The 21,701-nt window shown below is 59.0% G+C and carries 18 protein-coding genes and 1 pseudogene; 7 read left to right on the top strand and 12 right to left on the bottom strand.

All coding sequences use genetic code 11. From position 1 onward, the window contains the following. Window positions 1-48 precede the first annotated feature (48 nt). Entirely contained in the window at window positions 49-762 is a 714-nt protein-coding gene (locus tag CD351_RS00300; RefSeq protein ID WP_111990783.1) for a Crp/Fnr family transcriptional regulator, read from the bottom strand. Window positions 763-811: 49 nt separating this feature from the next. Continuing rightward, a pseudogene (locus tag CD351_RS00295) lies at window positions 812-1,471 on the bottom strand (ATP-binding protein); the annotation flags it as partial. A gap of 170 nt (window positions 1,472-1,641) precedes the next feature. Here CD351_RS00295 and CD351_RS00290 point away from each other — a divergent pair. Beyond that, complete coding sequence (locus tag CD351_RS00290; RefSeq protein WP_111990782.1) at window positions 1,642-2,307, top strand: TnsA endonuclease N-terminal domain-containing protein; 666 nt, start codon at window positions 1,642-1,644, stop codon at window positions 2,305-2,307. A 31-nt stretch (window positions 2,308-2,338) separates the two neighbouring features. Here the strand turns inward: CD351_RS00290 and CD351_RS00285 are convergent, their stop codons facing one another. After that, on the bottom strand, window positions 2,339-3,109 hold the full coding sequence (locus CD351_RS00285) for a hypothetical protein (RefSeq protein ID WP_162627546.1): 771 nt from the start codon (window positions 3,107-3,109) through the stop codon (window positions 2,339-2,341). Window positions 3,110-3,234: 125 nt separating this feature from the next. Here CD351_RS00285 and CD351_RS00280 point away from each other — a divergent pair, with 125 nt between their 5' ends. The 4 genes from CD351_RS00280 to CD351_RS00265 all read left to right on the top strand — a co-directional run bounded on the left by CD351_RS00280 (window position 3,235) and on the right by CD351_RS00265 (window position 7,353). Further along, window positions 3,235-3,480 carry a hypothetical protein gene (locus CD351_RS00280; RefSeq protein ID WP_111990780.1) on the top strand — a complete coding sequence of 82 codons (246 nt, stop codon included), beginning with the start codon at window positions 3,235-3,237 and terminating at the stop codon, window positions 3,478-3,480. A gap of 212 nt (window positions 3,481-3,692) precedes the next feature. Beyond that, entirely contained in the window at window positions 3,693-5,456 is a 1,764-nt protein-coding gene (locus CD351_RS00275; RefSeq protein ID WP_162627545.1) for a Mu transposase C-terminal domain-containing protein, read from the top strand. Continuing rightward, window positions 5,453-6,379, top strand: coding sequence for a TniB family NTP-binding protein (locus CD351_RS00270; RefSeq protein WP_111990778.1), 927 nt, complete (start codon window positions 5,453-5,455; stop codon window positions 6,377-6,379). Before CD351_RS00275 ends, CD351_RS00270 begins: the two co-directional genes overlap by 4 nt. Continuing rightward, window positions 6,376-7,353: a TniQ family protein gene (locus CD351_RS00265; RefSeq protein WP_162627544.1), complete on the top strand. Its 978-nt coding sequence runs from the start codon at window positions 6,376-6,378 to the stop codon at window positions 7,351-7,353. The genes CD351_RS00270 and CD351_RS00265 overlap by 4 nt, the downstream gene beginning before the upstream one ends. On the opposite strand, the gene CD351_RS00260 is transcribed toward CD351_RS00265, so the two are convergent. Further along, entirely contained in the window at window positions 7,350-8,885 is a 1,536-nt protein-coding gene (locus CD351_RS00260) for a hypothetical protein (RefSeq protein ID WP_162627543.1), read from the bottom strand. The genes CD351_RS00265 and CD351_RS00260 overlap by 4 nt on opposite strands. Window positions 8,886-9,534: 649 nt before the next feature. On the opposite strand from CD351_RS00260, the gene CD351_RS00255 reads away from it, so the two are divergent. Further along, window positions 9,535-10,665: a hypothetical protein gene (locus CD351_RS00255; RefSeq protein WP_111990775.1), complete on the top strand. Its 1,131-nt coding sequence runs from the start codon at window positions 9,535-9,537 to the stop codon at window positions 10,663-10,665. A gap of 446 nt (window positions 10,666-11,111) precedes the next feature. On the opposite strand, the gene CD351_RS00250 is transcribed toward CD351_RS00255, so the two are convergent. The 7 genes from CD351_RS00250 to CD351_RS00215 form a co-directional block, all read right to left on the bottom strand. Then, window positions 11,112-11,729 carry a cation transporter gene (locus tag CD351_RS00250; protein ID WP_111990774.1) on the bottom strand — a complete coding sequence of 206 codons (618 nt, stop codon included), beginning with the start codon at window positions 11,727-11,729 and terminating at the stop codon, window positions 11,112-11,114. Continuing rightward, complete coding sequence (locus tag CD351_RS00245; protein ID WP_162627774.1) at window positions 11,726-14,932, bottom strand: efflux RND transporter permease subunit; 3,207 nt, start codon at window positions 14,930-14,932, stop codon at window positions 11,726-11,728. Before CD351_RS00245 ends, CD351_RS00250 begins: the two co-directional genes overlap by 4 nt. 46 nt (window positions 14,933-14,978) lie before the next feature. After that, window positions 14,979-16,142: an efflux RND transporter periplasmic adaptor subunit gene (locus CD351_RS00240; protein WP_111990772.1), complete on the bottom strand. Its 1,164-nt coding sequence runs from the start codon at window positions 16,140-16,142 to the stop codon at window positions 14,979-14,981. A gap of 11 nt (window positions 16,143-16,153) precedes the next feature. Beyond that, window positions 16,154-17,392 (bottom strand): TolC family protein, encoded by a 1,239-nt coding sequence (locus CD351_RS00235; RefSeq protein WP_111990771.1) that lies wholly within the window; start codon window positions 17,390-17,392, stop codon window positions 16,154-16,156. Window positions 17,393-17,877: 485 nt separating this feature from the next. Beyond that, window positions 17,878-18,288 carry a DUF4345 family protein gene (locus CD351_RS00225; protein ID WP_111990769.1) on the bottom strand — a complete coding sequence of 137 codons (411 nt, stop codon included), beginning with the start codon at window positions 18,286-18,288 and terminating at the stop codon, window positions 17,878-17,880. Continuing rightward, a complete protein-coding gene (locus CD351_RS00220; protein ID WP_162627542.1) occupies window positions 18,285-18,857 on the bottom strand; it encodes an isoprenylcysteine carboxylmethyltransferase family protein in 573 nt (190 codons plus the stop codon). The genes CD351_RS00225 and CD351_RS00220 overlap by 4 nt, the downstream gene beginning before the upstream one ends. An 11-nt stretch (window positions 18,858-18,868) precedes the next feature. Continuing rightward, the gene (locus CD351_RS00215; RefSeq protein ID WP_111990767.1) at window positions 18,869-19,360 is read right to left on the bottom strand and encodes an isoprenylcysteine carboxylmethyltransferase family protein; all 492 of its coding nucleotides are present in this window, start codon (window positions 19,358-19,360) and stop codon (window positions 18,869-18,871) included. A gap of 82 nt (window positions 19,361-19,442) precedes the next feature. Here CD351_RS00215 and CD351_RS00210 point away from each other — a divergent pair, with 82 nt between their 5' ends. Then, window positions 19,443-19,883, top strand: a complete 441-nt coding sequence (locus CD351_RS00210) for a helix-turn-helix domain-containing protein (RefSeq protein ID WP_034960321.1) — start codon at window positions 19,443-19,445, stop codon at window positions 19,881-19,883. Between the two features lie 450 nt (window positions 19,884-20,333). On the opposite strand, the gene CD351_RS00205 is transcribed toward CD351_RS00210, so the two are convergent. Beyond that, entirely contained in the window at window positions 20,334-21,536 is a 1,203-nt protein-coding gene (locus CD351_RS00205) for a tyrosine-type recombinase/integrase (RefSeq protein ID WP_111990766.1), read from the bottom strand. Window positions 21,537-21,701: the final 165 nt, after the last annotated feature.

Genomic DNA, 21,701 nt, shown 5'->3' with positions numbered 1-21,701 from the left:
TAACAGTCCCCACTATCATTTAGCATGATATGTCGCGGAACTAAGGATTTAGTCAACAGCTTCGAGAAGTTCGACCGACGCCTCGGTCGCGGGCATGGCATCGTCGGGGCGGTAGGAAGTGTTGAGCTTCTTGGCGAGATCGCGGGTGAGCAGCGCGTTCAGCGCATTGCCAAGAGTTGGGTACTTGCGAGAGAGCCTGCGCAATGCATCCGCATCCCACTCGACATATCGCACACCCTCGGGGGCAACTGCGGTGGTCGTGGTCTTGCGATTGAGCACATAGCCGACCTCGCCCACGAAATTGTCCTCGGGCAGGCGAAAGCGGCGGCCATGCTTCTCGACCGAGATGATACCTTCAAAGATGTAGAAAAGCGCATTCGAAGGTTCGTCCTCGCGGGTCAGCAATGTGCCTTCCGGATCGTCGGCACGGTGCCATTGCGCGAGCCCGAGCACACGGCGAAACTGGCCGGGCGTCAGCGTGTCGAAGGCGTCGAACAGGAGCTTTTCATCGTCGCTCAGTCGAAAGGTCGTGCGTTCAAGGGCAATCTGTCCGAGCACCCAGAAGTTGACCGCCACGAACAGGAAGCTCGTGATGATCGGGTCCCACAGCGGGCCTGTGGGCAACAGCCAGTAATAGGCGATGTATACGAAGGTCGAGACGACGATCAGCATGCGCAATCGCAACTCGTCGCGGATGCCATAGGCGAGGAGCAGCAGCGCTGCGCCGAGATAAATCAGCCACTGGGGGTCGAAAAAGTCCATGCCTTCGCCATTGGCTATATGCCGCGCAAAAGTCACGTGCGAGGAACGATCAGCGGCCTATCGTTTGACGATAGGAAAGCGCCTCCGCGATATGGACCCGTCCGACCTGCCCCGATCCCGCAAGGTCGGCGACAGTGCGCGCGACCCGAAGCATGCGGGTATAGCTTCGCGCTGAGAGCCTGAGCTTTTCTGCCGCCCGCATCAGCAGCGCGCGCCCTTTGTCATCGGGTGAGGCATGCGTTTCCAGCGCATCGCCCTCAAGCTCTGCGTTGGAGCGAACGCCGCGCTTGGTGGCGAGCGCGCGCGCTGCTGCCACTCTTCTTGCAACTTCCTCGCTGCCTTCGGCAGGAGGCGGAAGTGCCATGTCCATCGCGCTGACAGCCGCCACCTCGACATGCAGGTCGATCCGGTCGAGCAAGGGTCCCGATAGCCGACCCTGATAGTCGCCTGCGCATCGCGGATAGCGATTGCAGCCCTGGACCGGATCGCCCGCATAACCGCAGCGGCAAGGGTTCATTGCGGCAATAAGCTGCACCTGCGCGGGGAAAGTGACATGCGCGTTGGCGCGCGCCACATCGACTTGACCCGTCTCAAGCGGCTGGCGCAGCGAATCGAGCACGGGGCGCTGGAATTCGGGAAGCTCGTCAAGGAAGAGCACGCCCAGATGCGCAAGGCTCACTTCGCCGGGGCGCACCTTCAGGCCCCCTGATAATTTCCTCAACATGTGCGACTCAATCGGGTGTTTTTCGCCCAGAGATCGGCTCAGTTTTGAGACTGGGTGGCAATTCTTGCTCGCCCGAATTGGCGTGGACATAGTCGATGAGACTAGTTGACCACGTCCGCTTAACTCCCTCGCGCAAAAGCGAAATTCCCGCCCGGGTGAGTGCGGAAACTGGCCTCTATCGCCTGCGAAAAACCGGGAAAACCGTCGCCTTCCAGTCGTCGATCGAGCATGGATTCGTCCAACTTTGCGATTTCGCAAATGAGGTGCAACACATCGCATGGGAGCCCTTCTCGATAGAGTTCATAGATCTCGTAGACGAACAAACGCGGACGTACACGCCCGATTACCTCGTCGAGATCAATGATCGGGAAGGGCGGCGCTATCGCTACATAGTCGAGGTCAAAGAACGTCGAGAGGCTGACCGCATCGTGGAGGCTGGAGGCGCCTCAGTTCCCGGACGAGCTCATATCGCCATGATGCAGTGGTGCCGCGAACAGACCGATTGCTCGTTTCTTGTGGCGACCGACGAGACGATCGCCGCCAAAGGCTTGGCGAACGCAAAGGCGATCACCGACCGTGCCTTCTATAAGCCCGATGGCGATCTGATCGATCTGATCCTATCGGGCAGGCTCGGCGAATTTCCTGCGACACTGGGATCCACGATCTTCCACGGTGAAAGGTTCGGTTTCGCGAGAGGTGAGGTCATATCGACGGTGTTGCATCTTTGTGCTCGGGATGAGCTCTGGTTCGACATCACCAACGAGTGGAGCGACGACACCGTCTTGGACCGGGGACCGCGTAAAAGAGTCTTCATGCGCTAAAGTAGAAGCAGCTTCTGGCTCATGCGACCGCTCAGTCTGGGTTTTCGTCCGCGCGCGACTTTGTCCGGATCGCGAACACCTTCGGCACATCCTCCCAATGCTCCTGCACCGCAACACCGCCCTCCTTGCGGATCTTCTTTGCTTTCGCGACTGCCGTCCGCCAACTGCGCTTCGTACGGATGCGCCGTCCGTGTTTGAATTCGATGGTTCGCGCGTATTCGTCGATCGCGTCGAGCAGCGCAAAGTGATGCACGGGTATCCCTTCGAAGATCATGTTGGGAAGCGCTGCGCGATGCCTTTCGCAGATGGTGGTCCAGGAGACTGTGTCGCCGATGTCATCGCACCAAGCGAGCATGAACACGACCGTCTGGAGAGTTTCGAAAGACGTCGCCTGAAGCAAGTAATCCAGCACCGCACCTAGCTGTACACCTGGGTCAATTTCGCTTCGATCTGCTCCGTAGCCGAGCGCTAGAAGCAAGGTGCGATACGGGTCCGGCAGCTGCCTGATCGTGTGTCGGAGCGCTCCATTCGGAAGGTCTCGCCGCATAAGGATCTGCGCCATTGGTCCGCGAAGCATCGCAGCCGTTCCTGAAAAGCGTGTCTCCAGGCGATCAAGAACAGAGTTTTCGACATCTGACCGGATGCGGCGTTCGCCTATGCGATACTGCCTCAAAGAATCCTTGCTGCAGTTGAGGTCGGTCCTGATCCACTCGGCATCCTCCGGAGTCGCGCGGAAGTCGACACAGGCCATGATCCATCTGGTCAGGATCCATTCGGTTCGTGGCTTCTTCGTGTTCCCCATCGCTTTTCGATTCGCGGCCAAGTCAAGCGACGATTTTGGCCTGATAATCGTCGCTTGGACAAGCGTGGCGTCCGTGACATGCACGCCAATCGGCGAAAGTCGTTTCACAAAGGAATTGCGATACAATGGCTTCGAAGACGTCTGGCACTGAACTGGCAGAGCAATTGCTCGCTGGTTCGGGTCCGTTTCTAACGGGCTCAGCGCTTTGGAAATCCTTGGGCTTTCCGAGCTCCGCCGCTTTTCGCAAGGCCAAGGCGCGCGGAAGTGTAGGAGTGCGGGTCTTCAAGCTGCCTGGTCGGAACGGCACCTTTGCTTTCACCAAAGATGTAGCCGACTGGCTGCACGCGATCGATGAGGAGATGCCAATGTAAGAAAAAGAATGCCTGCAATCAAAACTCGATAAGCACGAAACGGAAAAAGCCTGGCTCCGAAGAACCAGGCCTTTTCGGGATACGAGATCCCTCAACACTCTCGTTGTCTCCGAAAAGCCGCCCCAAGTCAAGCGCGAACGCTCGCGTCTGGCGAGGATCGCGCGCATCTTTCCGGTTCGTGCTCCACTTTCTCAAAGATGGAGTACGTTAAAATGTCTAACACGAAGAAGAACGTCGTTCCGACGGCGGCTAGTATCAGCACGGTTGCGCGCCAAGGTGCCGGCCAGAAGCTCTCGCTCGACGATATCAGCGAGGCCGACTGGAAGCAGATCCGCTTCGAGGCCTGCGTTATCGATGGCTTCCGCAATGGCGACCGCACCCGCGACAACGCAGAGAAGGCTGCCCGCATGCTTGGTTGGTCACCGGCCAAATTCTACCGCAAGCTCACTGACTACGAGGAGGCGGGGCATGCTATGGCGCTGTTCAAGCCTCCGGCCAAGCGGATCTGGCATTCCAAACTCGATCCGGCTGTCGAAGAGGTTGGCGAGACCGAGCTGAAGAAGTTCCTGAGGCAGAAACGCTATAAGGGTCAGCCGGTTACGGTCTACATCGAGAACGTCCAGAAGGCGTGCGCCAAGGCTGGGCTCGAGGCTCCCTCCGAGCGGACGATCCGGCGGCGGTGGGAGGCGCTCGACGAGCGGGTGCGCTATGCTCACAAGCACGGCGCGCAGGCCGCGGCCGACAAGTACGATCGCAACAAGGGTTCGACCCCGCCCTGCACGTACCCTCTCGAGAGGGTGCAGATCGACCATACCTATGCCGATCTGCACGTCATTTCGGAGGAACTCTGGATCTCGCTGGGCAGGCCAACCTTCACGATGGTCGTCGATGAGTTTTCGAGGGTTCCGCTAGGCATTCATGTGACCTTCGGCTACCCGAGCGTCGAGGAGCTCGCCGAGGCGATGGCGATCGCCTGCCTCCCGAAGGATGGTTGGCTTCAGGCCATGGGAATCCTTGGCTTGGACTGGCCGTGGTACGGTATCCCATCGTCCGTTTTCGTCGATCGCGGCTGTGATTTCACCTCGAAATCGTTTCATCGCGGGTGCGAGAAGTGGCGCATCGACCTGTCACATCGTTCTCAGCCACATCATGGCGGCGTTATCGAGCGGCTCATTGGGACGGCGATGAAGGAGACCCGCAAGCTGCCGGGGAACACGCTGTTCAGCAAGACGCGGCGGGAGAAGGACCGGATCGATCCGACCAAGACGGCGGAGCTGACGCTCAAGCAATATCTGGAAGCGATGGTCCGGTTCTTCGTGTGCGAGTATCCCCACCGCGTCCATCCTGCTTTGGGGATGACGCCGGCGGAGAAGTGGAATCTCGGCGTTGCCCAGTATGGCGATCCTCGGCGAATCGACGATCCGCAGGGCTTCTACCTCGATTTTCTGAAGACCGAGCGGCGCAAGCTGGAGAAGTACGGTCTGCGCGTGAGCTATTGCAGCTACACGGCGCGCGAGCTTCAGCCTCTCTTGAACGTCGCCAAGGGCACAGCCTTCAACGTCAAGCGCGATCCTTCAGATGTGAGCCGGGCCTTCGTCGAGGACCCGCGTAACGGGCGCTACATCGAGCTGCGCGATGCTTTGACCGAGGGCAAGGAGATTACCGTTGCCGAGTGGGAAAAGGCGCGCGCCGCACTCAAGGCGAAACTCAAGAAGCGTGACCAGGTGACGGCGAGTGGCATTCTCGGTCTGATCGAGAAGGAGCGTGCCGAGGCCAGGCGCCGCAGCAAGGTCGTCAACCCGACGTCCAAACTCGAGCGGGCCAAGCAGCGCAAGATCGCGCAGAAGGCCGAGAAGCGCGAGCGTGGCCAGTACCGGTTGCCCGCTCCTGAAACATCGCCGCTTCCCCCGCCGCCGGTCGTGAAAATCGACCCAGCCACCATCACCATTCTTCCCAGCTCCGGAGCCGTACAATGACCCAGACCACCATCACCACACCGATCGAAGAACTGCGTCTTGCGGATGCCGCGACCCGCCTCGCCTTTCTCAGCCAGCCTCTGACCATCCACCATCCGCGCATGATGGAGATTGAGGATCGCCTTGCGGCGATCCTCAAGATGCCCGAGCCGCATGAACACAGCATCGCCATTTTTGGGCGAAGCTTCAATGGCAAGAGCACGATCTCCAAACATTTCGCTTCGCTGCATCCGATCCGGACAAACGTACTGGGTGATGCTGATCGTGCGGACGTGGTTCGCATCTCGATGCCGGGTGAGGCTTCGGTGCGCGAGTTCGCGATCCGGATCCTGCGCTATGTTGGAGAGCCCTTCAACCTGACGTGGTCGACGTCGCATCTAACCTCGATGGCCTATGCGGTTCTGAGGGCGATGCAGACAAAGCTTCTCATTATCGATGAGTTCCAGGATCTTTCTAACGGGACTTCGCGCAATCGCGAGGCGCTCAAGAACATGATCAAGTCGATCGGTGAGGATACCGGGTGCGGCGTCGCGTTGTTCGGTACGCCGGCAGGCGTCGATATTCTCAACAAAGAACCGCAATTGCAGCGGCGGTTCGAGCAGCTCGTCCTGCCGCCCTGGAAACGCGGCGATGAGGCGAATGTGCTCATTCACAATCTCGAGGTTCGGTTGCCGTTGCGCAAGGTCTCGCACATCGTGGCTGATCCCAAGCTGGTGGAAACGATACTTGAGATGGGCGACCATGTCATCGGCCATATCCGGCGCGTCATGCTGCTTGCAGCGCGCACGGCTATTCAGACTGGCCGCGAAGTGATCGATGCAAAAACGATCGAGGGCATGGCGTGGGTGCCGCTGTCCGAGCGTAGCGAAGACGTGATAAAACGTCTTGAACTGAAGACGGACAAAGAATGGGAGGCCGCGTGAGCCGCTGGCATATCCGTCCCCGCCCTTTGCCCCGGGAATCGATCACCTCATGGCTGATCCGTATCGCAGAGGCAAAGGGCACCAAGCACCATTCGCTGATGAAGGAACTCGTGCCTGGGCTCGAATTCTGGACTAGGGATAGTGACCTCGTCGCACCGCCAGAGCTTATCGAAGCTCTGGCGGTGAAGACGGGTGTGCCGCTCGAACGCGCACGGTGCACTGCCCTAAGCGCTTATGAGGGTGTGCTCGCCGAGTGCATCTCGGGCGCGAACCAATCCTTCATGGTCGTACCGCTCGGTGTGCGCCACCGAATTCGGAAGGCGCACGGTCAGGCTTTTTGTCCTCAGTGTCTGGCCGAAGAGACGGCCTATCTTCCTCTGACCTGGCGCTTGCGGCTGTTTCCGACATGTACACGGCACGGCACAATACTGATGGATGCTTGCCTCGACTGCGGTGCGCCCTACCAGCCCCATAGAGGCGGTATGCGACTTTGCGACCGCTGCGCTCTTGATCTGACGACGCTCGAAGCGCGGACCGCCGATCCGAACGTTCTCACACTGCAGGCGCATAATGAATTGGTCCTCGACGGATGTGCCGTGGCGTGGCCGTATCTGAACGGCACGCATCCGATCGCTTTTTTCGCCATGGAGCTGGCGCTCTTCCGCGCGATTGTATCGCGAGGTTGGGGCAGCCGGGTCCGCGATGCTTTGCAACCATCGATCGGCACGCTCGAATTTGAATACAGGGCGAAAACCCCCAGTATCCGCGCGATGACCACCATCTCCGCACATAATGCGATGCGCGGCGTGGAGCGGCTACTTAGGGGCTGGCCGTTCGGGCTTGTCGGCCTGTGCGGTGAAGCGCGTGCGTGGGCGAGCTGGATTGTGCCCGAGGAAACCGGTGTGCAAACGCCATTCGCTCTTCGTGACGCTCTCGACACCTATCTACGGCCCGGATCCTCAAACGCGCGCTAGAAGTTGCGTTCGGGCGAGAGAAGTAGCTCGGCACGGGAGGGAATGATTTGAGACAGCGTCCTGGCGTCCCACACTGTCTGCTTGTGCGCCACGGTGTCGATCCGTGTGTCAACGAAGTCGGCTCGCGGAAAGGTGCCCGACAGATCGCCGCCGCGCCGTCGGCCGACCCGGTCGCAGACGCTCCGAAGCGCACGACCGAGAAAGCTAAGGCCATCTTCCCGGTCGAGCTGGGCAACGAGGCCCATCGCGAAGATTTCTCTGGGATCGTTTCTAAGGATTTCGATGGCCCAGACGGTGCCGTGATCGAAGGCTAGTGGGAAAGCGGCAACGTAGCGATCGAAGCCTTTCTTATCCGGAGCTGCGAAACCACCCCAAGTGGTCGGCAGCCTAAAGAGCAACTCCTCGCCGCGTTCCATCGCATAGTCAGGTAGGCTCGAAGTCGAGCGATGTTTTTCCATGTAGTAGCCTGCAAGATAGAACTCGCGCATAAGAAGCGGCATCTCGTCGAGCTTGATGATCAGAGGCTCGAGGCCTGGGGCATCGCTGGTTGCAAGAAATCGCGTAGCCACGTTGGGGCGTTCGAAGACGACCGTTTCGACAGGGCCGCTTTTTAACTGCGGAACGGTACCACCGAGCTCCGGCGGGGTGGAAGACGCAAGCGGGCTCACAAAGTCGGGCCTTGTGCTTCCGTTTTTGGTCACCGAGGTTCGGCTGAGGCTATCGCCGGTCTCGGCTCTCTCGCGGTCGAAGCGCAGATTGAGCTTAGCGAACTCAGGGAACAGCCGCCCGAATTCCCCGTCCATGCGCCCCAGTCGGACCGTGCGCTTGTCTGCCGGATAGCGCCTAACCTTGGTGCTGGAGGCAACACGCAACTGTTCCTTCTCTTCCCGCGTGCGCAGTTCTTCAATCATTTCGATCTGCTCATCGGCACGTGTATTCCGAATTCGGACCACGATGTCTTTGAAGGCCGGCTTGCGATGATCGGCGACGATCCTGTCGCAATAGTCGACGATCCTCTCCTTTCCGCCATGCTGGATGGACAGCGGCTCGCTCTCGATAGTGCAGTCCAGTGGGTCCTGGAATGTCCAGGCTCTCATGGAATCTATAGGTTCGCCGCGCAAAGCGGATCCGACACGCCTGAAGAAGAACCGAATATAGTCCGCAATATCGGGATTGGTCAGCAGAAGCGCGATTTGCAGTGTCGCGGTGGCGTTCTGAAATGGGCGCAGAGGTGTAATGACATAAGTACCGCTCGCGTCGATCCCGGTTTCCGCCTCGTCGACAAACATGCTTGCAAGGCTTTTCTGTGAGGTGACCGATCGCAACGATAACGTGTCGAGCAGGAAGCTGACGCCTGAACAGATGAACCGGAACTGCTCGCTATGCATCAAACCTAGCGGACGTGGTGCCCCCATCTGGTCGATGAAAACCTTCTCGGTATGCTGAATGGTCAGATCATAGGGATGAAGTAGCTTCTTCGCCTTGATACGTGTCAGACGGTCGACGTCCCACGTCTCGAATTGATCGCCCAACAGGATTGTCCTACGCGATCGGCGACGGTCGCGATTGCGCACTGCCACTGCTTTGCCCTGTCCGAAAAGCGAACCTGCCGGGAACATCGCGAAGTCTGAAAGCGGGACGTGCAGTGATGTTTCCATGTCCCCTACCGGCGTGATTGTGCGAACGGCGCATTTCGCTTCAAGTAGATGTTCGAAAGCAGGCGATGTGCGAAAGTTCTGGTGCCCCACGAGATAATGGATGCCGGGCTCGCGCTGCAGTTGTATGAAACTCATGCCGCCGAGACTAGCATGAGATGCGACACTTGCTAGGCAACAACAGTTGCCGCGCGTTATCTCTTGAGGTCAATTCCGGGCAAGGTTGTTCGTCTGGTTCCGACCCCAATTTAGGAAATCGAGCACTGAGTCCGTGACGCCCAAAACCTGACCTTCGCTTAAACTGCTGTCAGGTCCGCTTTGCGCCCTAATTTCGGACATTCGTGCATCTCTTCCGATTGCCTGAAGCCGGATATTCCATTTGATCTGCCCGGGCGGCCGACTTTGGGACGAAGCCGCCAATCCGCTAAGAACGGTGAACGACGGCTTTCGACGAGAGCGGATGCTCACACTAGCGGCACACGACGCCCTCCCTTTCCTTCAGGACCAAGCGACCTAAATTACCCGCATGGTTCAGGATAATACACTTGAGTTGATCTCGCGGCTGTATCTGCCGCAGCAGCATTGGGCCGCTGTCGAAAGCAAGATTCTCCGCCAGAACAAGGCGCTCGCTGCACCGATCGTCCCGGCTGATCAACTGCGGCAGGTGGCAGTATCGCCGAGCCTGCTCGGGTTGTCGGACGCGATCGGCAATCTCACGCATCAGCTCGTGCTCGACCGCCCAATCTTTTGGTGCATCACGCGAGCTCGCGTCGTGAACGCGATGATCGCGGGCTACCGCTCACCCGACATGTATTGCGTCGTCATCGCCGAGGGCGCGCTCGACACGATCCTCAATTTCTGCGCGGCAATCATGGCGAGCGAGCCGCTATTCTGGTTTCTCAGCGAGGGCACCGATCCAGTCGACGAGATGAAGCCTCCCAAACGGTCGCGCCGCGAAGCTTGGATGCATATTAGCGCCGAAGCCGACAGCCGAATGACCGACGATAATATGGTGAGGTCGTTCCTTCTCACCTACATCGCCAGCCACTACCTGATGGCGCATGAGATCGGGCACCTCGCGGGCGGGCATCTGCCGCTTTACACGGGCAACTTCACCGCCGAAGCGGACGGCTCCGGCCGGCCCAGCTTGGCCGAGAGCCGCGCCCTCGAGCGCGACGCGGACGCACTGGCGGCAGGGGCCACCTCATATCTGCTCGGCAGTCCGGACTTTGTGGCAGGTTGGGCCGATGTCCTCAAGGAGCGCCAGGCCGGGATGCGGTACTTCCTGACCACGGCCTATATCTTCTTTTCGGTGATGGACCTGTTCGGACCGGAGGATCCGTTCGCCATCGAGCGCACCCATCCCCCGGCTTTGGTGCGCGTCGGTGTCATGTCGACGATGGTGTCACTGCTGCTCGACAATTTCGGCGGCTATACGAAGGATGAAGCTTGGGAACTGGCGCGCCGCTCGATCCGTGCCGTGGAAATCGCGGTGATGGAACTGGGCGGCGGTATGATGACGGCCGAGGAGGTCGCGTTGCTCGACGCCGATCTCGAGCGCAATCTTAGGGAGCATGCCGATGCGTGGCCTACGCTCAGCGCCCGGCTAGATCGCGGCCATCTCGAGAAATATTGGTGGTCGCAAGGGCTGCGGTGACTGGGGCGCTTAGCCGGCCGGCCGGTTTGCCGACCTGAACGGCGGGTTCCCGTAGAAGCTGACGCTCACATCAACAGCGTTGAATGTCCTGAGTTGGTCGGTAACGGACAAGAACACTGAAGTCGTCGAATGGCAGCTTCGCCAGATCCGGCGCCCAAGACCAGACAGTCCGAAATCGACCCACTCAGGGCCTTTGCCAAATGGCTGGGATTGGGGGTGAAAGCGGGCCTTCCTTTCGCTGGATATAGTCTTGAAGGCTACGGGCATTCATGCCAACTTCAAGCGCAAATGAAAAAGATCATTGCTTGTTGTATCGCTGACCGAGAACCTATTCATGTTCAGTAAGGCAATATGGATGCTGGTAAAGCTGCAGTTCGCCAGAAACCTCGAGGCGAGAGCCAGCATCAATCCCCGAAGCAAGGGCACACTTCCTATTTGCTCTTGCCCTAACTGTGGGTCGTGCCGGCTTCCTCATGCCTATCCTTGTGCGTATCGCGCAGGATATCGATCCCGCCATAGATCGCGATCCCGGCAACAGCGATGCCGACCAATAGATCTGGCCAATTCGCGCCAGTAAGCGTGACGACCAGCCCTGCGACAATAATCCCGCCATTTGCTACAAAATCGTTGAAGCTAAAAGTCGTTGCGGCACGCAGACTGACGTCCTTCTGCTGGAGGTTTTGAAGCAGGCGGAGGCAGATGAGGTTCACTACGGCTGCGATCGCAGCCATAGCCATCATTTCGATGCCACCAGGGTCGGACCCCTCCAGAAAGCGACGTATTGCATCGGCAATAACGCCAGCGGCAAACAACAGGAGCAAGCCACCTGAAAGGCGAGCCGCGTTGCGCTTCCACACTCGAGAACGGCTAAGTGCGAAAAGGCTCAGGATATAGACAAGAGCATCAGATGCATTGTCGAGACCATTCGCGAGAAGCGCGTTAGAATCGGCAAAATATCCGACGAACAAGAAACCGACAGCCAACGCGACGTTGAGCCACAGGACAATCCACAGAGTTCGCCGCTTTTCAGCACTATCAAGCTCGAATTTGTGATCGCCGCTCATGGCATTTCTCCGTGACCCTTTGCCTGCTCGGATTTCTCCGCGAAAATCAGGCTCACAATGGCAGGCAGCACGAACAGTGTGAGCGCTGTTGCCGTTATCAACCCGCCGATCACAACCGTGGCGAGCGGGCGCTGCACCTCGGCCCCGGTTCCTGTCGCAAGCGCCATCGGAACGAAGCCGAGCGAGGCGACGAGCGCCGTCATCAGAACCGGGCGGAGGCGTGCAATTGCGCCTTCGACAATCGCTTCACCAAGCTCCAAACCCTTTTCGAGCCGCTGCTTGATTGCGGTTATCATGACGAGACCGTTCAAGGTCGCAACGCCTGACAAGGCAATGAAGCCTACCGCTGCCGAGATCGAGAATGGCATGCCTCTCAGGGCCAGGAAGAAGACACCGCCAGCCAGTGCCATCGGAATCGCGCTGAACACCGCTAACGCCGAGACCCATCCGCCAACCGCCATGTAGAGCAGCAGCAGGATGACCGCGAAGGCGAGCGGAACCACGATCAGTAGACGTTGCTGCGCTTGCTGCAGGTTCTGATACTGCCCGCCCCATTCGATAAACGACGCGGATGGCAGATCGACGTTTGCGGCCACTTCGGACTGGGCCTGCTCGACAAATGAGCCAAGATCACGCTCCCGCACATTGGCGGATACGATGACCAGTCTTCGCCCCTGTTCGCGCCGGACCTCGGCCAGCCCATCGATGACCTCGAATTGGGCCACGGCTCTAAGCGGAATGCTCCCACCATTCGGGAGGACAATCGGTAAGGTGCCGAGCTGGTCGAAATCGTTGCGATTGGCATCTGACAATCTGACGACGACATCGAACCGGCGGTCGCCTTCGAACACGAGGCCGGCGTTGCGACCGCCAAGCGCGATGGCAACGGACTGCGCCACGTCCTCGACGCTTAGCCCGTAGCGCGCGATAGTAGGCCGGTCGAAGGCGATATCGAGTGTCGGGAAGCCAGAGACCTGCTGGACCTTCACGTCGGCTGCGCCTTCGACGCCGCGCAGCACGGCGGCGACCTCGTTTGCAGCCGAAGTCATGGCGGTCAGATCATCTCCGTACAGCTTGACCGCCACATCGCCGCGAACGCCTGCGATGAGCTCGTTGAAGCGCAACTCGATGGGCTGGCTGAACTCGTAGAGATTGCCGATAAGACCACCGAGAGCCTCTTCCATCTCGCTTACGAGTTCATCCTTGGACAGCGAGGGATCGGGCCATTCCTCGCGTGGCTTGAGGATCAAATAGGCATCCGAGATGTTCGGCGGCATGGGATCGGTTGCGACCTCGGCCGTGCCGGTGCGAGAAAACACCAGCTCAACCTGAGGGAATTGTGTGAGGCGCGCCTCGACCTGGCGCTGCATGGCGAGCGACTGCTCCAATGGGGTGGAAGGTATACGCAATGACTGCACTGCCAGATCACGCTCATCGAGTTGCGGCGTAAATTCGCTGCCGATGAAGCTGAAGACCAGCGCTGCAAGTGCAAATACGCCGACGCCGGTGCCGATGACCGGCCAAGGACGGGCCAGGGCCTTGCGCAGCAATGGACCATAGCGATCTTTTGCCACGCGAATTGTCTTCACTTCTTTCTCGTTGATTTTCTTGTTCAGCAAGAGAGCGATCATCGCCGGGACAAATGTCAGTGACAGGATGAAAGCCGAAGCCAAGGCAAGCATGACGGTGATGGCCATGGGCGTGAAGGTTTTGCCTTCCACACCGGTGAAGGTGAGAAGAGGCGCAAAGACCAGAAAGATGATCGCCTGACCGTAAACGGTCGGCTTGATCATCTCATGCGCTGCTGCGCGGGTCTCCGCGAGGCGTTCACGCAGCGTCAGCAAGCGTCCTTCAAGCTCCTGCCTATGGGCGAGGCGGGCGATACTGTTCTCGACAATGATGACGGCGCCATCGACGATCAGGCCGAAATCGAGCGCGCCAAGGCTCATCAGGTTGCCCGATACGCCAAGCCGGTTCATCCCGATTGCTGCCATCAGCATCGAAAGAGGAATGACCAGTGCGGCAATGATGGCAGCGCGGATGTTTCCGAGCAGCAGGAACAGGACGACGATGACAAGCAAGGCGCCCTCGACCAGATTGTTGCGAACCGTAGCGATGGTCGCATCGACCAACGTGGACCGATTGTAGACAATCTCAGCCACCACTCCGGCAGGCAGCGATGCACGAACTTCCTCAAGCCTGTCAGCTGCGCCAGCGGCAACGGTTCGGCTGTTCTCGCCCGCTCGCATCAGGACAGTTCCGACGACCGCTTCATCGCCGTTGAGCGAGGCGGCCCCTGTGCGAAGGTCACCGCCAACCTCGACTGTGGCAACATCGCCTACGCGGATCGGCACGCCTTCGCGGGTCGTCACCACCGCCTGCTCGATGTCTTCTACCGAATTCAGCCGGGAATCGACACGGGCCAGGAGCGCTTCGCCGGCACGTTCGACGAAGTTCGCGCCTTCCGCCTGGTTCGCCGCTTCGAGCGCTGTAATCAACTGGTCGAGTGAAACACCGTAGCCGCCCAGGCGATCCGGGTCGGGCTGCACCAGATATTGCTTTTCAAAGCCGCCGATCGAATCCACGCCCGCGACGCCGTCGGCCGAGCGCATCAGCGGCGCGACCACCCAGTCCTGCACCGTGCGCAGGTAGGCGGCTCTCGCCACCTCCGTGTCCAATCGCTCGCCCCGGTCGGTGACAAAGCTGCCGTCATTCTGCCAGCCAATGGCGCCGCCGTTCGGAGCATCCGTTCCACCCGGATGCTCGAATTCGATGGTATACATCAACACCTCGCCGAGACCGGTCGCAATCGGACCCATCGACGGCTCCGCACCTGCAGGAAGCGAAGAGGCGAGCGTGGCAAGCCGTTCCTCCACCTGCGAGCGCGCAAAATAGATATCCGTGCCTTCCTCGAAGATCGCAGTGACCTGGCTAAAGCCATTGCGCGAGATCGAGCGGGTCATTTCCAGTCCCTCGATCCCGGCGAGGCCCGTCTCGACAGGGAAGGTTACCTGCGTTTCGATCTGTGGGGGCGAGAGCGCCGGTGCTTCGGTGTTGATCTGTACTTGAACATTGGTGATATCCGGCACCGCATCAATCGGCAGTTTCGCAAGATTGAACGCACCCCAGATCGCCACGCCGAGTGCCAGAAGCACGACCGCCCAGCGGTTGCGCACCGACCAGTCAAGGACGCCGCCAATCAGGCCGCCATTGCTGTCGGCCTCTTTTTCGAAGCCGCTTTCAGAACGATCAATGTCCATGTTCGGCTTCCTCTTTTCCGAGTTCGGCTTTGAGCAGGAAAGCGTTTTCGGTCGCGATCCGCTGGCCATTCTGCAATCCGGACTCGATCACGATGCGCCCTCCAGAGCGCGATCCCGTCACGACAGGCGTCGCCCGAAAGCCGGTACGCGTGCGAACGAACACGACTTCACGGCCTTCGACCATCTGAACTGCGGATTCAGGCACCGAGATCGAGGTCGCATCGGTTTCACCTGAGGGTCGGATGCGCGCCTGCAAGAATGCGCCTGGCTGCAATCCGGGGACCGCTCCAGCGAGCGAAATAACTGCGGTGGCGCTTCGGCTTTCCGGATCGAGCGCGGGGGTTATCGAGCGCACACGTCCGCCGATCTCCCTGTCCTGCCCGAGCTCCAACGTAGCTTCATCGCCCGGCCGAATTCTCGCAGCATCGCTGGCAGGCAAGGCGACCTGCACCTGCAAGCCGCTCGCGTTCACGATCTGGAACATTTCGTCACCAGCGGATACGTAGGAGCCGAGCACGATCGGCGCGCTGGTGATCTGCCCTGAAATCGGACTCGTCACGGCCAGCGAACGTCCATCCCCGCTGACACCAGCAGCTGCGGATGCGGCTTGTGCGCGTGACAGCTCCGATCTTGCCACTTGCAGATTGGCCCGCGCCGCTTCGAGATCCTGCCGGGCCGTCACATTGGCCTCGAACAGCCGCTTTTCGCGGTCGTAGAGCGCAGACAGTTCATTGACCCGCGCACGCGCGGTAGCGACCTGCGCAGCCAGTCCGGCAGCATCAGCGCTCTCGATCAGCGCGATCACCTCCCCCTGCCTGACATAATCGCCAAGCATCTTGTTCACGCTCTGCACGACCCCCGAGGCACGTGCATCGATTCGCGCGCTCGCGTTGGGCGCGGCTGCGACAGTTGCGGAGAATACGATCTCTGTAACAGCACCAAACTGAACAGCTTCGATTTCGATGGAGGAAGCCGCGATTTGCTCTTCGCTAATTTGCAAAGCGCCTTCGGAACCGTCGGTTTTTGCTCCGCCTTCCTCTTCGCTCTGTCCTTCTTCGGAGTGGTCGGCAGACCCTGACGGCCAGAAGGCCCAAGCAGATACGGCCGCCAGAACAAGGATGCCGACTATTGCGATAAGATAGTTACGTTTCATGGGAAGGGATCTCACTGTGCGGTGAGCCAGATGAGCCGCGCCGCGAGCAGGCCGCGGGACTCTTCTGCCTGAATCAGATTTTCACGAATGGCGTCGCGCGCTTCGGCAGCTGCTAGGACTTCGATCAGCGGAAACCGGCCATTGCGGTATCCGATCTCGACAAGTCGGAGTGCTTCCTCGGCCTGCGGCAGGGATGCGCTGGAAAGGGTCTCCACCCGCGTTTCGGCGGCCAGATACAGCGTTCGCGTCCGCTCGAACTCCACGCGGTAGTCCGCCTCGGCTATCGCCTCGCTCGCGCTTGCCGCGCGGTATTGCGCTTCAGCGGCCGCGATGTTGCCTTGGTTACGGTTGCGGAAGGGCAGCGGAATGGAAATCCCGACAATGAAGGCTTGATCGTTGCTTTCCTGAAATCGGCGCACGCCTGCCGACAGCGTGGGGTCGGGAACGCCGAGCGAGCGTTCACGCGCAATTTCGGCCTCAGCAAAGCTGGTTCGCGCATCCGCAATGCGCAGCTGCAAGGGATCTTCGGAACCCAGCGGAGCGAGCGGCGGCGCTAAATCAGGAAAGACGTTTGATACAACCGGGTTGGGCCGGCCGGACACCCAAAGAGCCGCGAGCGCCTGACGTGCCGCTAGATCGGCAGCTTGTGCAGCCTGCAGCTCAGCTTCCGCTTCTGCAAGCGCTGCACGGGCGCGCATGGCACGCAGCGGCGGCTCCCGCCCGACCTCGACAAGCACATTGGCGATCCGGGCCAGCTCACGGTTCCGTTCGACGATTTCGAGCGCCAGGACGAGGCGCTGGCCTGCGGCGACAGCTTCGACATATCGCTCACGAACGCCCAGCGCGAGTTGCGACAGGGCGAGGTCGCTCTGCAAGCCGGTGAAGTCGGCCGATGCCTGTGCGCTCGCGATGCGCGCCCTTCGTTTGCCGCCGAGTTCAAGCTCCTGGCCGATCGCCAGAGTATATTCGGAAGAGCGCAGGCCGGAAAATGCACCGGAACCTGCAATGTCTTCCACCTCGAACGACAGCGAAGGGTTAGGCCGAAGCCGCGCCTGGTCGATAGCCGCACGCGCGGCTTCTGCTTCCGCTTGCGGGCCGTAGACGCGCGGATTGCTGTTCGAACTTGTACCCTCTTGACCGTCAACGCCCGCTCTGGCGAGCGCTTCATCGAGAGTGATTGTTTCCTGTGCCGATATCGGCAAACCCGTACACACGGCAATCAAGGCCGCGGCCAGTGCAATGCACCGCATTTCTTATCTCCTGACTGAAACCAATCAAGCGCGCTCGAAAGCGAGCTCGCAAATGATTGTCGGTCAGGCTCTGGGAGGCTGTATCAGGACTGGGGGAGCACGGGAGGCGAGCGATGACGTGGCAAGCGGGCCCCTCAGGTTATCCGAACTCCAGAAAGGTGATCGCAGGAGCATGCTGGTGTCAGCGAGACTAAAACTGCAATTGTGGTGGTGCGTGGCCGAATGGTCCTGTCCATCATGGTCTGGTGTTGCATCGTTCGTATCAAAATGGTCCGCGCCATGCGCATAGATATGATCGGCTGCATGAGCGAAGCTTTCACCTTCCCCGGCATGCACGTCCGGGAGGGACAGCACGCTGCCGAAAAGGATCGCAAATACGGCGAGAAAAGGCAAAATCTTGCGTGTCACTTCAGCGAACATCTTAGAAACACGTGAAGATTTGTACAAGTTTATATCAATCATGGAACTTGGATGGCTGAAAATGCTCATAGTTGATCGTGCTCCAATCCACGCGCCGCCCATAGCCCTATGCCGCCAAGCAATATCTCGATAAGAGCTTCACGCAGCGGTTGGACGGCAAGCAGATCAGCGCCCTCCATGAAAACAGCCGCAACTCTGCTTAATCCCACGCAGATAAAAATTGCGGCAGCAATCAGACTAAGCTGACGCAAAGAGAGGTTGATGCGCCCCCCAAGGATCAGCACAACGCCGATACCTATCTCGCCGCCTCCGATCATGGCGCGCATAGCCACCCGGGCAGATGGCTGGTCGAGCCCAATCGCATAGTAGCTCATGATTTCCGGCTGAATGAGAGTTGCTATTCCGAGCGCGAGAAAAATGCATCCTGCAAAAGAAGGGTAAACGCTGCCCAAGATCCGACGAAGATTGCTGATCACAGGAACCGCCTTGTCTGGCGTTTATAGTCCAAATAGTCCTGACCGTATTGCTGCTCCAGCCATGGCTCTTCGAAGATAGGAGCGAGCAAATACATGGCCGCCCAGAGCGTCAATAATATCCAGACAAGCAAGGTGTTGGCGAGCAGGCCCCAACCAATCATGCCAACCCATGTCGCAACGTAGACAGGGTTCCTGCTTATGCTGAACCAACCAGTGGTTTTCAGACCGTGCTTTTCGCCAAATGCATTGCGCCAGCCCATCTGGAACGTAATCCAGAATGCCAGAGCAAAGCCTACAACCAACAGTGCGAGGCCCACAGTATATTGGAGCAAGGCATCAGCGGGAGCCACAGACTCAAAGTCGAGAAGGGAAAGGGCCAGCAATGGGTAAAGGAACAGGCGAAACAGCGCCATGAAGGTGCGGTGCTGCCAACTGTCCCCTGAAGGGGGAGGGAAGAACTGAAACTTTCCGCTCAAGACCGCAAAAATGGAGAGCCCGATTATCGCGCAAATCGAGCTGGCCGCTAATCCGAACAAACCCCAAGCGACCCATGAAGGCAGGTCAATCATGTGCAGCACTCCTACAACCAGCGCCGCGTCTGGTTGCGGTAGGCTGTAAATGCGCTTCCGAAATTCTGCTCCAGAACTCGCTCTTCAGGGATTATCTGGATGAGCGTGATAGAGAGGGCGTAGAGAATTGGCCCGCTGAATGCTGCGAGGTTTTGGAGGGCCAAGGCTCCACCCACAAGCACGAGCAGCATACCCAGATACATCGGGTTTCGGGTAAAGCGATAGAGGCCTGTTGTAACGAGTTGCTCGGCTTGCTCAGGCGTAATCGGATTTACCGTTGTGTTCGCTTTCCCAAACGATCGAACCGCCAAGAAAAGCACCAGCGCTCCAACTGCAATGACGGGAACCGATAGCCAAAAGAGAGGCACTGATCCGTAAGCAAGCGCGGGCAGGTTTGTCGCCAGAATATAGCCAGCAAGGCCATAGAACGCGAACTGCATCAGGGGCGGGAAATACAGCTTTTTCTGTTTCTTGGATCGCTCTGAAATCTGGGTTCGAGGCATTTTTCAACTCGCTTGATTGTGATTCGAGTCAAGTGATACAGTCTACAGCGACTGTAGGGGCAAGTGGGAAAAGCACACTCATATGAAACCAATGACAATTGGCCGTCTTTCAAGTGCGGCAAAGGTCAAGGTGACCACCATTCGATATTACGAAAGTATCGGCTTGATGGGCACGCCAGACCGTAGCGCAAGTGGGCAAAGGCTCTATGGCAGCGTCGATGTGGAACGCCTCTCATTTGTGAGGCATGCCCGCGAACTCGGCTTTTCGATGGACGCAATCAAAGACTTGATTGGATTGCAGACTGAACCAGACCAAGACTGCTCGGCAGTTGACACAATCGCTCAGAAGCAACTTGCCGAAGTTCAAAAGCGGCTGGCACAGCTAGAGGCTCTGGAACGCGAGCTGAAACGCATGATCGAGAATTGCAGGGGCGGTAAAGTCGGCGGATGCCAGGTTATGGCGGCGATCAATGACCACTCTGAATGCGAGACTGATAAGCACGAGCGCCTTAAACCGCTGTGAGTTAAGAGAGCGGTTCTCGCACCTGAATGTGCGAGATTTCTGCCATCCAGTATCGCTCCCAGCCAATGTCCCCGAATGGGTCGTGAGCGGAATGTCTGCTTTCACCCTCGGTTAGGCGGAACCTGACGGTCCGCTATCGGCCCAGCTTTTGCCATCGCGGCCATGTCCGCCTCTTTATTCCCGGCGACCAATATCAGACCTTGAGCTTTCCACCCCAAGGCAGATGATGGCGCTACTTTTTTGATGGAGCCTTAGAGCTGTTTACGACGAGGACGCCATCTCTCCGGACTGCATGCTTGCGGACTTCAGTCCAGCTCCGATCGAAGCGTTCAAACACGCGACGGGCTACCTTGAGCGATTCGTCAGAATTTATCCGCATGGCGTTCAGTTAATCCCTCAACTGGCGGAAACAACCTCGCCAGCCCGGTGACTCTATTTGCGAGAACCGGATTAATCCAGCTTCGATAGGAGCCGTCCAGCAGCGCCCGCTTCGGCCGCCAGATTGCGATTATACGCGAGCGGCATTTTCGGCGATTTCCATCGCAGAGCATCCATGATCCCTGCAAGTGTCTCCCCCACTGCGAACAGATCTTGATTCAACCCAACCCGCGTCGAATGCGCGCTGAACCCGTTCACGAGCTCTTGCGCCTGCTCTTTATCGAGGTCACCGAACGCGCCCGCGTCAATTGCCGCTGCGATCATCTTCCGGAACATCGGAGTGATTGAACCCGGATGCAGCGCTTTCTCGCCGACATGATGCTCAACCCGCGCCGCGACCGCGTCTTGTCCGACGAACTTTCGCGGATCCCATAGCGCGCGACCCGAGAGTTGTGAGGGTTTCATCGCTTTGCGCGCGGGGCGCGCGGCGTAACGCCGCACGATCACGCGCCTGAAAATCGGCCCGTCCTTGATCTCCGCTGCCTTGAGCCAGGCATTGATCGCCTTCACGCTGCGCGGGGAAAGATAGGCAGTCGCGCCTGCTCCCTCCTGGTCGCCCTTGTGGCGATCGATTGCGAGGAGCCGCGCGTCGGGATCGAGCGCCTCGAGCAGGTCTGCTACGTCGACCGCGATCAATTCGCTTGCGCGCAGCCCAGTATCATAGGCGGTCGAGAGCAACGCCCGATTCCGCAGTCCTGTCGGTGTGTCATCGCACGCATCAAGGATAGCGCGGACATGGATGCCGCGCGGCGTGTCCTGGACCGGATCCTTGACCGCGCCGCGGAATCGCAGCGGTCGCGCCTGCTTTTGCCTCGAACCGACCGCACGGCGATGTGCGGCGATGGCGAGACGGCACAGCTCGTGCTTGGTCGGATCGTCGAGCTTAAGCAGACGGTGTGCTTTGGCGAGCGACGCTTTGTACCGCACCAGCGAGGCGGGTGCGGCGCCTTCGCCAGCACGGTGCTTCAGCCAATCCGCCACCTGCTTCGGCGTTGCAGGGAAGGTCGCAAGCCCCACGCGCCGACACCACAGATCGAATGCCTCTATATCCTGCCGGAGCGCTCGAATCGAATTCGGCGCAGCCGCATTTACATAGGCTTCGAGCATCTCGCGATCGACAGGCACGCCGGGATGGCGCAGTGCAAGCGAGAGATCGGCCACAACTTCCGTGTGAGCGGAATCGGTCGGTGTGGTAGGCGAGGGGATAACGGCCATTTCGGGCGTCAGACTAGCCGAACAAGGCGCTTCTGCAACATGTGATAAGTAGTCTTTATCGCATGTGCGTTTGCCGACAGTGTATGCAAGCAAAAGCAAACCCACTTTTTGCTTTCCTGCGGAATCCATATGCGCCTAGAATCGTTGAACATTCGACGACAGCGA

The sequence above is a fragment of the Erythrobacter sp. KY5 genome (genome assembly GCF_003264115.1).
Taxonomy (GTDB): Bacteria; Pseudomonadota; Alphaproteobacteria; order Sphingomonadales; family Sphingomonadaceae; genus Erythrobacter.
The sequence above is the reverse complement of the archived record's forward strand: the minus strand, read 5'-3'. Positions and strand labels throughout refer to the sequence as shown.

Excerpts from the sequence above, each read along its gene's own strand:
- CD351_RS00300 (WP_111990783.1), bottom strand. The coding sequence starts at position 762 with ATGGACTTTTTCGACCCCCAGTGGCTGATTTATCTCGGCGCAGCGCTG.
- CD351_RS00285 (WP_162627546.1), bottom strand. The coding sequence starts at position 3,109 with ATGGGGAACACGAAGAAGCCACGAACCGAATGGATCCTGACCAGATGG.
- CD351_RS00280 (WP_111990780.1), top strand. The coding sequence starts at position 3,235 with ATGGCTTCGAAGACGTCTGGCACTGAACTGGCAGAGCAATTGCTCGCT.
- CD351_RS00275 (WP_162627545.1), top strand. The coding sequence starts at position 3,693 with ATGTCTAACACGAAGAAGAACGTCGTTCCGACGGCGGCTAGTATCAGC.
- CD351_RS00270 (WP_111990778.1), top strand. The coding sequence starts at position 5,453 with ATGACCCAGACCACCATCACCACACCGATCGAAGAACTGCGTCTTGCG.
- CD351_RS00255 (WP_111990775.1), top strand. The coding sequence starts at position 9,535 with ATGGTTCAGGATAATACACTTGAGTTGATCTCGCGGCTGTATCTGCCG.
- CD351_RS00250 (WP_111990774.1), bottom strand. The coding sequence starts at position 11,729 with ATGAGCGGCGATCACAAATTCGAGCTTGATAGTGCTGAAAAGCGGCGA.
- CD351_RS00240 (WP_111990772.1), bottom strand. The coding sequence starts at position 16,142 with ATGAAACGTAACTATCTTATCGCAATAGTCGGCATCCTTGTTCTGGCG.
- CD351_RS00235 (WP_111990771.1), bottom strand. The coding sequence starts at position 17,392 with ATGCGGTGCATTGCACTGGCCGCGGCCTTGATTGCCGTGTGTACGGGT.
- CD351_RS00220 (WP_162627542.1), bottom strand. The coding sequence starts at position 18,857 with ATGATTGACCTGCCTTCATGGGTCGCTTGGGGTTTGTTCGGATTAGCG.
- CD351_RS00215 (WP_111990767.1), bottom strand. The coding sequence starts at position 19,360 with ATGCCTCGAACCCAGATTTCAGAGCGATCCAAGAAACAGAAAAAGCTG.
- CD351_RS00210 (WP_034960321.1), top strand. The coding sequence starts at position 19,443 with ATGAAACCAATGACAATTGGCCGTCTTTCAAGTGCGGCAAAGGTCAAG.
- CD351_RS00205 (WP_111990766.1), bottom strand. The coding sequence starts at position 21,536 with ATGGCCGTTATCCCCTCGCCTACCACACCGACCGATTCCGCTCACACG.